The sequence below is a fragment of the Mycobacterium sp. E3251 genome (assembly GCF_001666835.1).
In the GTDB taxonomy this organism is placed as follows: domain Bacteria; phylum Actinomycetota; class Actinomycetes; order Mycobacteriales; family Mycobacteriaceae; genus Mycobacterium.
This window is the reverse complement of sequence record NZ_LZJF01000146.1, coordinates 23,272-34,222: the sequence shown is the minus strand read 5'-3', so window position 1 is coordinate 34,222 and position 10,951 is coordinate 23,272. Positions and strand designations below refer to the sequence as shown.

General features: G+C 68.3%; 7 protein-coding genes. 2 read left to right on the top strand and 5 right to left on the bottom strand.

All coding sequences use genetic code 11. From position 1 onward, the window contains the following. From A5697_RS18005 to A5697_RS17995, 3 genes are all read right to left on the bottom strand, one after another. Positions 1-1,092: polyketide synthase (locus A5697_RS18005; RefSeq protein WP_068011576.1), on the bottom strand; the 1,092-nt coding region annotated here is incomplete at its 3' end. Further along, positions 1,085-1,849, bottom strand: a complete 765-nt coding sequence (locus A5697_RS18000; RefSeq protein ID WP_068011571.1) for a thioesterase II family protein — start codon at positions 1,847-1,849, stop codon at positions 1,085-1,087. The genes A5697_RS18000 and A5697_RS18005, both read right to left, overlap by 8 nt. Next, positions 1,846-5,358, bottom strand: a complete 3,513-nt coding sequence (locus tag A5697_RS17995) for a non-ribosomal peptide synthetase (RefSeq protein WP_068011577.1) — start codon at positions 5,356-5,358, stop codon at positions 1,846-1,848. The genes A5697_RS18000 and A5697_RS17995 overlap by 4 nt, the downstream gene beginning before the upstream one ends. A gap of 97 nt (positions 5,359-5,455) precedes the next feature. On the opposite strand from A5697_RS17995, the gene A5697_RS17990 reads away from it, so the two are divergent. Next, positions 5,456-7,108, top strand: coding sequence for a (2,3-dihydroxybenzoyl)adenylate synthase (locus tag A5697_RS17990; protein WP_068011570.1), 1,653 nt, complete (start codon positions 5,456-5,458; stop codon positions 7,106-7,108). Between the two features lie 2 nt (positions 7,109-7,110). Here the strand turns inward: A5697_RS17990 and A5697_RS17985 are convergent, their stop codons facing one another. After that, entirely contained in the window at positions 7,111-7,728 is a 618-nt protein-coding gene (locus tag A5697_RS17985) for a TetR/AcrR family transcriptional regulator (RefSeq protein ID WP_068011569.1), read from the bottom strand. Positions 7,729-7,815: 87 nt separating this feature from the next. Next, positions 7,816-8,562 carry a maleylpyruvate isomerase family mycothiol-dependent enzyme gene (locus A5697_RS17980; RefSeq protein WP_082953468.1) on the bottom strand — a complete coding sequence of 249 codons (747 nt, stop codon included), beginning with the start codon at positions 8,560-8,562 and terminating at the stop codon, positions 7,816-7,818. Positions 8,563-9,491: 929 nt separating this feature from the next. On the opposite strand from A5697_RS17980, the gene A5697_RS17975 reads away from it, so the two are divergent. After that, a complete protein-coding gene (locus A5697_RS17975; protein WP_068011568.1) occupies positions 9,492-10,883 on the top strand; it encodes a condensation domain-containing protein in 1,392 nt (463 codons plus the stop codon). Positions 10,884-10,951 lie beyond the last annotated feature (68 nt).

Sequence of the window (10,951 nt, the reverse complement as noted above, 5' to 3'; positions counted from 1 at the left end):
GAGCGCACCGCTGGCGGCCAGCGCGTGGCCGACGTTGGATTTGACCGAGCCAAGCAGGGGGCCGGCACCGGACGTCGTGTCCCCGTAGGTTTGTGCCAGCGAACGCAATTCAGTGCGGTCGCCGAGGCGGGTGCCCGTGCCGTGCCCCTCGACCATCCCGACGTCTTCGGGCCGGACCCCGGCCTGCGTCATAGCGCGCCGGAACAGGCGGACCTGCGCGTCGCCGCTGGGGGCGCTCAGCCCGGCGCTGCGGCCATCCTGGTTGACGGCGGTGGCGCGGACCTCGGCGACAACCTGGCGGCCCGCGCGCAGCGCGGCCGACTTGCGTTGCAGCACAAACATCGCCGCCCCCTCGGCCCACACCGTCCCGCTGGCCTGCGCACTGTAAGGGCGGCAGTGACCGTCGTCGGAAAGGGCGTGCTGCTTGGAGAATTCAACGAAGAACCCGGGCGAGCCCAGCACGTTCACGCCGCCGGCCAGCGCCAGGTCGCAGTCTCCGTTCTGGATCGAGCGCACCGCGAGGTGAAACGCCGCCAGCGCGGACGCGCACGACGAGTCCACCGTCAGCGCCGGGCCGGCCAAACCCAGTGTGTAGGCGACCCGCCCGGAGATCACGCTGAGCGCGGTCCCGGCGAGCAGGTGACCGCTGTGCTGGGAGAAGTTGGCCATCTGCGGCCCGTATCCGGTGGCCGAGGCGCCGACGAAGCATCCCACGTCGTGCCCGGCCAGGTCGTCGGGGTTGATGCCGCTGTTTTCCAGCGCGCGCCAGGACACCCGGAGCACCACGCGCTGCTGGGGGTCCATGGCGACGGCCTCGCGCGGCGAGATTCCGAAGAACTCCGGGTCGAAGGTGGTTGCGCCGGAAAGAAATCCACCGCGATCGTGGATCTCCTTGAAACCGCTGCGCCGCGAACCCGCGAGTAGTTCGCGGACCTGCCAACCCCGATCGGTGGGGAACGGCCCCAGCGCCTCACGGCCGTGGGACAGCAGTTCCCAGTACTTGTCGGCGGTGTCGATGCCCCCGGGCGCTTCGACGGCCATGCCGACGATCGCGACCGGATCGGAGGCGCCGGTGAACCCGTTGTCAGACATCGGCATTCACCCGTCGCGCCACGGCATCGATGTGCTCGTCGAGATAGAAGTGCCCGCCGTCGTACAAGAACAACTCGAAGGCTCCGGCGGTGTGGTTCTCCCAGAGCCGCAACGCGGACGGATCGACGCGATGGTCGTCGCGCGCCCCCAGGACGCGGATGTCGGCGCGGATGCGGACGCCGGGGGCACACTCGTAGCGGTTGACCGCTTCGTAGTCGGCGCGCACCGCGGTGGTCAGCAGTTCGGCGAACTCTTCATCGGCGAGCAGTTCGGGGTCGGTGCCGCCGAGATCGGCGATGTCGGCGAGTAATCCGTCGACGGTGGTGGGGAGTTCCGGCATGGCCGCTACGGCCGACGGCGCCGGGCCGGCCGAAACCCACAGGCGCTGCACGGCAACGTCGTGGGATTCGGCGATCCTGGCGAACTCGAAAGCGACGACGGCGCCCATGCTGTGGCCGAACAGCCGCAGCGGCGCCACCCGGCTCCACGGCCCAGCGTCGAACAAACCTCGCGCCAGGTCGTGCACCGTGTCGGGGGCCGGGTGACTCAGCCGGTCCGCGCGCTGCGGATACTGCACGATGTAGGTGTCGCCGCCCGCGGCCAGCGCGGTCGCCAGCACGCGGTAGCTCGCCGCGGCCGCCCCGGCATGCGGAAACACCACGGTCGCGCCGGTGCACCGGCCGTCGTTGCCGCTGGGCACCCGCTTGATCCAGGAGGCGAACTCGGTTGGCGCACTGAGCACCCGGTCGGAGGTCATCGAGCCGTCCCGGTTTCGCCGGTCTGGTGAGAAGCCGACAGCACCGCGTCGGCGTCCATGTGAATGACTTCCAGGCATAGTTCGGCCACCTGATCCAGGCGCCGGCCGTCCCGCTCCCGGCCGGTAAGCAAATCGGCCAGTGCCGCAACGGTTCTGGTGGCGAAGATGTCGGCGACCATGATGTCGGGGGTGTCCAGCCAGCTCCGGATACGACCCACGGCCTGGGTGGCCAGCACGGAATCGCCGCCCAGGGCGAAGAAGTCGTCCTCGCGCCCGACCCGGTCCACGCCGAGGAGATCACCGAGGAGCGCGGCCAGGGCGGATTCCAGCGGGGTCGACGGGGCGCGGTAGCCCGGCTGCTCGGATCGTGAGACCTCGGCGCCCAAGTCGCGGGCGACGGCACGACGGTCGATCTTGCCGGCATCGGTGAACGGGATGCGTCTCACCAGCGCGACGTGGCGCGGAACCATATGCGCCGGAACGAGTTCGCCCATCAGCTCCCGAACTCGCTCGGCCGTCAGCCCGGCGCCAGCGGAAGCTTCCGGGCACACCGCGGCGGCCAGCACCTCGGAGCCACCCGGTGCGGGAAGCAGGGCGGCGACCGCTATCGCCACCCCCGGCAGCCGTCGCAACGCGGCCTCGATCTCGCCGAGTTCGACACGATAACCGCTGATCTTGATCCGGTGATCGGCCCGGCCGACGAACTCGAGCGTTCCGTCGGGCCAATACCTGGCCAGGTCGCCGGTCCGGTACCACCTGCGTCCCGCGTGCTCGACGAAGCGTTCCGCGGTCAGGTCCGGCCGCCCCCGATAGCCCTGGGCGATGCCACGACCGGAGACCCACAGCTCGCCGGCGACCCAGTCGGGGCAGTCGTCGCCCGCGTCGTTGACGACGCGGCAGGCGTTGTTCGGCAGCGGCACCCCATAGGGCAGGGCGGTCCAGTCCGCCGGCAGGGCGTCGGGATCGTCGACCTCGAAAATGGTGTTGTGCACCGGTGTTTCGGTCGCTCCCCCCAGGCCGGCGAATCGCAGGTTGGGTGCCTCGGCCTTCAGGCGGCGCGCCACCTCCGGCCGCACCCAGTCCCCGCCGGTGGGGATGACCCGCACCGAGGACAGCCTTCCTTGTCCGACTTCGATCAGCATCTCCAGCCAGCCCGGCATGAAGTGCAGCACGGTGACTTGGTGGGTGTAGATGAGCCGGGCCCAGGAGTCGGGGTCACGGCGCTGCGCCTCGTCGACCACCACGATCGACCCACCCGTGCGCAAGGTGACGAAGATGTCCATCACCGAGATGTCGCCTTCGAGCGTGGAGAGGGCCAGGCACCGGTCCGCGGGACCGATCTCGAAGTGGCGGGCGATGAACTCCACCGTGTTCATCGCGGCATCGTGGGTCACCTCAACGCCCTTGGGCTCGCCGGTCGATCCGGAGGTGAACAACACATATGCGAGGCCATCGGGATCGACTCTTGCCGAGATGTTTTCGGCGACAATGGGCGGTTCGCGGAGGATGTCGGCGAGGGTCAGCTCGGGCACCGGCAGTGCCAGCCGCTGCCCGCCGCAGACCAGGGCCAAGCACACCGCGCCGGTTCCCAGGATGCGTTCCGCGCGGTCGCGCGGCTGGTCGGCGCCGATCGGCAGGTAGGCCGCGCCGACGCTCAGGATGCCCAACAGCGCCGGCACCTGCTCGGCGGTCTTCGGCCCCATCACCGCGACCGTGTCGCCCGCGCCGACGCCGGCCGCGCGCAACGCGGCGGCCACCGCCAGTGCCTGGTCGCGCAGCTGCTGGTAGCTCAGGTCACCGGAACTGGCGAAGATCGCCGGCGCGTCGGGTCGCCGCTCGGCTTGCCGAAAGAACCCGTCGTGCAACGCTTCTCCGCTGGGTTCGGCGGTGCGGCCATTGACCGCGTCGCGCACGGCGCGCTGCGCGTCGGGCAGCGGCGACGGTCCCGGTGCGTCCCAGTTGTCGTCGGCGGAAGCCAGCCTGAGCAGTTCGTCGATGTGGTAGGCGAACATGGCGTCGACGACGCCCGGGGCGAAGATGCCCTCGCGCACATCCCAATTCACCAACACGCCGCCGTCGAACTCGGTGACCTGGGCGTCGAGCAGCACCTGCGGGCCCTGGGAGATGATCCACGCGGGTGTCCCGAATTGATCGGTGACCTCGGGGCTGAACAGCGCGCCGAGTCCCAGCGCGCTGGTGAAGACCACCGGTGCCAACACCTGGGTGCCGCGATGGCGGCTGAGGTCCCGGAGCACCGACAGCCCGGGATAGGCGGAGTGGGCGGCGGCGGTCCGCATGGCGTCCTGCACCGCCCGCGCCCGCGCCGCCGCTGTTCGGGTCCCCGCGAGGTCGACGTCGAGCAGCAATGATGAGGTGAAGTCGCCGACCAGCGAGTCGACGTCGGGGTGCAGCGGCCGGCGCCCGAACAGCGGCACGTTCAGCAGGAACCGCGAGGTGGTCGACCAGCGGGCCAGGGTGTTGGCAAAGGAGGCGGCCAGCGTCATCGCCGGGGTGACCCCGCGGGCCTGGGCGCGGGAGAACAGGGCGTCGCGGGTGCGCGGGTCCAGCCAGTGCCAGAGCCGGGTGCTCGTCCGCGAACCGCGGTCGCCGGTGAAGGGCAGGGCCGGCGGGTCCGGCAGCTGCGGGATGCGCTGCGCCCACCAATCACGGGCGGCGTCGCGGTCCGGCTGCGGCCGCGCCTCTTCCGCCTCGATCACGCGGCGGTACTGCCGGTAGGTGTAGGTCAACGCGGGCAGGTCGCGCCCGAGGTACAGCGCGGCCAGGTCGGCCATCAGGGTCCGGTAGCTCATCGCGTCGGCGGCCTGCATGTCCAGGTCGACGTGTAAGCGCGAACGTTCACCCGGCAGGCGCGTCAATGCCAGCTCGAACACCGCTCCGTCGAGCTGCTGGTGCGATTTGGCGTTGCGGATCGCGGCCAGTCGCCGATCCGCTTCGTCGCCATCCTGCCGGCGCAGATCCTCGACGGCGACCGGGAATTCGTCATCGGTTGTTACGATCCGCTGCGTTCCGTCGGGCAGGAACCGCACCCACAGCATCGGGTGGCGCCGGGCCAGCGCCGTGGCCGCGGCGCGCAGGCGTTCGGGATCGATGGCGCCGCCGTCGAACTCGACGTAGAGGTGACCGGCCACCCCACCGAGCTGCTGGTGGTCCTGGCGGCCGACCCACATCGCGTGCTGCATCGGGGCCAGTGGGAACGGCTCACCCGCGTCGCCCGCCGGTTGCGCGGGGAGGCGTTGGTCGGCGGGATCGGCCGGCGAGTCCGCGCCGACCAGCGCGGTCCACGCCTCGACGGTCGGAGTTTCGGCCAGCGTGGCGAAGTCCACGGCGATGCCCGCACGGCGCCACCGGCCCGCCAGGGTCATGATCCGGATGGAGTCCAGGCCTTGGCCAATGAGGTTGGTGCTGGGGTGAATGTCGTCGACACCGACGCCGAGCAGTTCGGCCACCTGCGCCCGGATGTCTTCCGAGCGCGCCGAGGCACGCACCACGAACCCTCCCTGGATTAGCACAGGCTGCCCTAAGTATCGTTGGTTACCCTATCCTTACTCACGAAGCGCCGCTACTACGCCCCCGGTTTAAGGACCCATGACCACGAAGACACCACCGTCCCTGGCCGGGCCCCTCGAAGGGTTCGTGCCGTTCCCCGCCGATCGGGCCGCGGCCTATCGGGCGGCCGGTTACTGGGCGGGCCGCACGCTGGACAGCATCCTGAGCGACGCGGCACAGCGCTGGCCCGACCGAACGGCCGTGCTCGACGCCGCGGACGGTGCGGCCCTGAGCTATGCCCAGCTCGACGCGCGCGCCGGCCGCGCCGCCGCAGGGCTGCACGCTCTGGGCATCGCACCGGGCGACCGGGTGCTGCTGCAACTTCCGAACGGTTGCCAGTTCGCGGTGGCGCTGTTCGGGCTGATGCGCGCGGGCGCCATCCCGGTGATGTGCCTGCCCGGCCACCGGGCCGCCGAATTGGGGCACTTCGCCGCCGTCAGCCAAGCCGCCGGATTGGTGATCGCCGATGCGGCAAACGGTTTCGACTATCGCGCCATGGCGCGCGAACTCGTCCAAGACCACCCGACGCTCGAGCACGTCATCGTCGACGGCGACCCCGGCCCGTTCACCTCATGGACCCAACTCTGCGATCGGGCCGCCGCCCCACCCCGGGTGCCGGCACGCGATCCGGGATCGCCTGCGCTGCTGCTGGTTTCGGGCGGCACCACCGGGACGCCCAAACTCATCCCCCGAACCCACGACGATTACGTGTTCAACGCGACCGCCAGCGCCCAGCTGTGCCGGCTCACGGCCGACGACGTCTATCTGGTGCTGCTCTCGGCCGGCCACAACTTCCCGCTGGCGTGTCCCGGGCTGCTCGGCTCGATGACCGTGGGCGCCACCACCGTGTTCGGCACCGACCCCAGCCCCGAGGCCGCCTTCGCCGCCATCGAGCGTCACGGCGTCACGGTCACCGCCCTGGTTCCGGCCCTGGCCAAACTGTGGGCGCAGGCGTGCGAGTGGGAGCCGGCAACACCGAAGTCCCTGCGGCTCTTGCAAGTTGGCGGCGCCAAGCTGGAGGCCGACGACGCCCGACTGATCCGCGCCGCGTTGACCCCGGGGCTGCAGCAGGTGTTCGGGATGGCGGAGGGACTGCTGAACTACACCCGCCCCGGCGATCCGCCCGAGCTCACCGATTTCACCCAGGGGCGGCCGCTGTGCGAGGCCGACGAATTGCGCATCGTCGACCCCGACGGCGAACCGGTGGAACTGGGCGAGGAAGGCGAGCTGCTGGTACGAGGCCCGTACACGCTCAACGGCTACTACCGCGCCGAGCGCGAGAACCAACGGTGCTTCGATCCCGACGGCTTCTTCCGCAGCGGTGACCTGGTCCGGCTCCGCCACGATGGGTATCTAACGGTCACCGGGCGGGTCAAGGACGTGATCTGCCGCGGCGGCGAAACCGTCTCCGCCGCGGACCTCGAGGAGCAGATGCTCAGCCACCCGTCGATCTTCTCAGCGGCAGCGGTGCCGTTGCCCGACCCGTATCTTGGCGAAAAGATCTGCGCGGCGGTTGTTTTCACCGGGCCGGCAATGACTCTGGCGGAACTGAACGCATACCTCGACCGGCGTGGGGTGGCCGCCCACACCCGGCCCGACGCGTTGGTGCCGATGTCAACACTGCCCACCACACCGATCGGCAAGATCGACAAAAAGGCGATCGCCGGCCAGATCTCGGCCCTGCCGAGGTGACCTCAGCCGATGTGCTTGGCCCGCAATGCTTCCAGGATCCTGTCCATCACCGCGCCGGCATCCGCCCTTGCCTGGCGATGATCGTCCGCGCGGGCAATGTAGAGCGTTGCCTCGCGCAACGCCCCCATGACTGTCAGGGCCGTGGCCTCGACGGGTTGGGGCGGGATGCTGCCGGACTCGATGGCGTCGGTGAGCAGCGCCGTCACGAATCCGATGTTGTATCGGTGCCCGATGTCGCTCCAGCGTTCCCAGCCCAGCACCGCCAGCGCTTCCAGCAAAACGATGCGCTGGATCTCCGGCTCGGCACACGCGTCCAACCACAGGCCCGCGCACAGCCGCATGATCTCAACCGGATCGGATTCCCCCGCGGCCGCGACGGCCTCCCCCATCCGCGCGGCCATCTCGCCCTCCACTTGCTCGAACACCGCCGCGAATAGCTCTGTCTTGTCGGCGAAGTGGTGGTACAACGCGCCGCGCGTCACCCCGGCGTCGCGCACGATCGTCTCCAGGGACGCCTCGGCGAATCCCAACGATGCGAACAGGGGCCGGGCGGCGCCGATCAACGCGCCGCGCGTATCCGCGGCGCGCTCCGCCTGCGTACGGCGACCGTCCTGCGCCATGCGACCCTCACCTTTCACACCCACGTATGCATGTCATACATACCGCATGAAGGTCGCGGGGTGCGATAGCGCTAAAGGCAGCGTCGTTCAGAACACTCTTAGCTGACGGATGATCTCCAAAGCGGACGGGTCCCCCTCGGCCTGAACGCCGAGGCTTTCCCACGCACCGCGTTGGGTTATCCATCGCACGAACGCTTCCGAATCGGACGTGATACGCGCGGCCACATCACCCTGGGCGCCGAGGCGCAGGGTCCGGGCGCACAACCCGTCGAGGCGGATCTCGGCCCCGACGCGTAAATCGTTGATCAGGTGGGTGTTCTGCTGCGGCAGCGCAGCCTCGATCCAGTCCAGCGTGGGGGCAAGCCGTAGTTCGTCGACGGGCGGCGGATCCGACCGCAACGGTCCGTCCGGGGCGAACAAGTCGTACCGAAGATGGATGAAGGACTCGAAGACAAAAGTCGTGGGCACGACGGAGGCCGGATAGGTCCCGACGTCGCCGATCGGTATCTCGATATCTTGGCCCTCGACCGCGGCGAGGACGTCCAGCCCGCGCGAACTGACCGACTCATAGTCGGCCACGACCTCCGCCGGGGTCATGGAACGGCGGGACTCGACGTAAAGGTCGGCCGCGCGTTCGGCGGGCAGGCCGCCGGGATCGGGCAGCGTCGACGGATCGACAGCCAACCAGTAGCTACACGCCATGTGCGACACCAGATCCTGGACCGACCAGCCAGCACACCCACTGTCCTCCGCCCACATCGAGTCAGGCATTTGCGCGCAAACCTTAAGAACGGTTGCGCGTTCCTCCGCTATCGCGTCGAGCGTGGCCGTCATGAACTCATCCCCTTTCATACATACCGTATGTATGAACATACACGCTGTATGTATGGCGTCAAGTGATCATCGGGGGGGTTTGTTCGGGTTGGCGACTTGCGACTTCACGCCGAGCGTCAACGCCAGCGTGGCGCTCGGCCCGGGCCGTCACGCTGGCGTGACGCTCGGCGCTCGAATTGCGACGTTGCGAAGGCGCGCCGGCGCCATGCGCGCTTCCGCGTGCGGCGAGACCCCCACCGAGTTCGGCCAATCCCCCTGATCAGCAGGCCATTTCGCACAACACTGACCGCTACCGCGAAAGCCGTTGGTGTCAGCCAACACTGACGGCCGCGCAGGACCCCTTTCGGATTTTGGATAGGCGATCGCACGCTGGATGATCGCGACCGAAAAATTCCTTGGCTGGTACTATTCCGCCGTAACCCTGCCTGGGATATGGTGTTCGAGGCGTCGTTTCGGGGGCCTGAAAGTTGCACGAATGGGATCGCCAAGATAGCGCTCGCTATCGGTGAGTATTCGTCGCGTTGGGTCAGTGGCGTCGAGATAAAGGCTTGTTTGAGCAGTAGTCCGGAGTTAACCGCGCGCCGCATCAAACGAATCCGCGTGCCGGTTCGCTCTTGCACGGCAAGACGATGGCAATCGTGCGGGTCCTGTGAATCCCCGTGCGCTTGTCGGGCTCGAGGGGGACCTTTATGCTTGCGCCGCGCGACGGTCAGCGTGTCGGCCATTCGCCCTGGTTGCCGGCATGCGCGGGGTCAATTCAAGCCAGAGTGAGCCAAATCACTGATGCACATTCCACGCAGCTAGTGAAAGGCGCTTTCCGGGTTCGCGAAATAAAACCCGCTCGGCGACTCAGCGTCATACAGCAACTCACGCGCGGGCGCGTTAGGGTCATCCGACTGGCGTCGCCAACTGACGAGGAAAGGTAACGCATGTTCCTGGGCACGGTCGACGACTGGACAGCCGAGGGCACCGTCGTATCTTGGTATCCCACCGCGAACACTTACGCGCGGGCCGCAGAAGCGCAATACCACCCCGCCCCGGTCAGTTACCAGCAGTCCCAGCATCTTCGCTATTACCGACGCCAGGTCGGCCTCGGCCGCGATATCCCTCGGTTGTGCATCGGAGCCTGGGAGATCGGGGGCGTCTGCGATATCGATGCGATGACGCAAGCGCTGAATAGCCACGTGCGGCGACACGATGTCTACCACGATCGGTTTGCCTTCTCCGACAACGACGAAATCCTCCGCTACGTCATTGCCGACCCGGAGAACATCACGCTTGCGCCAACGGATCTCGGGGAAATGGCTCCTCTTCAGATCCGCAAGCTCATCCTCGATACACCCGATCCGCTGCAATGGGACTGCTTCAGCTTCGGAATTGTCCAAGGCGAGGACCGGTTCACCATCTACATCGCCGTCGACCACTTGCGCGCCGACGGTATGTCCGCCGGCGTGATCTTCCTGGACGTTCAGACGGCGTACTTCAGCGCGCTGCAGAACGGGCAGGCCGCGCTGGCGCCCGCAGCCAGTCATCGTGAATTCAGCGCGAAGCAGCGCGCCTACACCGCGAGCCTCGATGACGAATCGCCCGAAATCCAGCGCTGGCACGCCTTCCTCTCGGCGAACAATGGTGCGCTGCCGAGGTTTCCACTGGCACTGGGCGAGCCGTCCGCGGATACCCCGGGAGCCATCGACGTGTTCGAGCTGATCGATGACGATCAGGGCCGGCGTTTCGAGGCCGCGTGCCGTGCCGCGGGAGCACGCTTCAGCGGCGGCGTGTTCGCCTGCGCCGCCCTGGCCGAGCATCGGTTAACCGGAGCGGCCACATATTTCGGACTGACCCCGTTCGATAACCGGCGAGATCCCGCCCACGCCACCGCGGTCGGCTGGTTGGCCAGTTTCGTCCCGCTGGCGATTCCGACCGCCGGCGCGTCATTCGACGAAGTGGTCAGCGCCGCCCAGGCGTCGTTCGACGCCAACGCGGCCCTCGGCGGCGTGCCCTATTACCACCTGCTCGAGACGCCGGCCGGCTCGGCAGGCCACTTCGAGGTTCCCGACCGACCGGTGCCGATGTTGTCCTACATCGACATTCGCAAGCTGCCGTTCGGTGACTACTTCGATGGTTTGCAGGCCGGGATCTGGGGAGACAACCGGCTGTCCGAGACGGTGTGCATGTGGGTCAACCGCATGCACGACGGAACGCAACTGGTGGTTGCTTACCCGGGCACCGACATCGCGCGCGCGTCCGTCCGGCGCTATGTCGAGACCATGCGCGCCGAGTTCACCCGGGTGTCCGACGCCGGGCCGCACAACCATGCCTGATGCATTTGTTTTCGCCGGCCAAAGGTTTCGGTGCGGGTGGGCCGACGCCCCATGCCCATCCTAAGTTG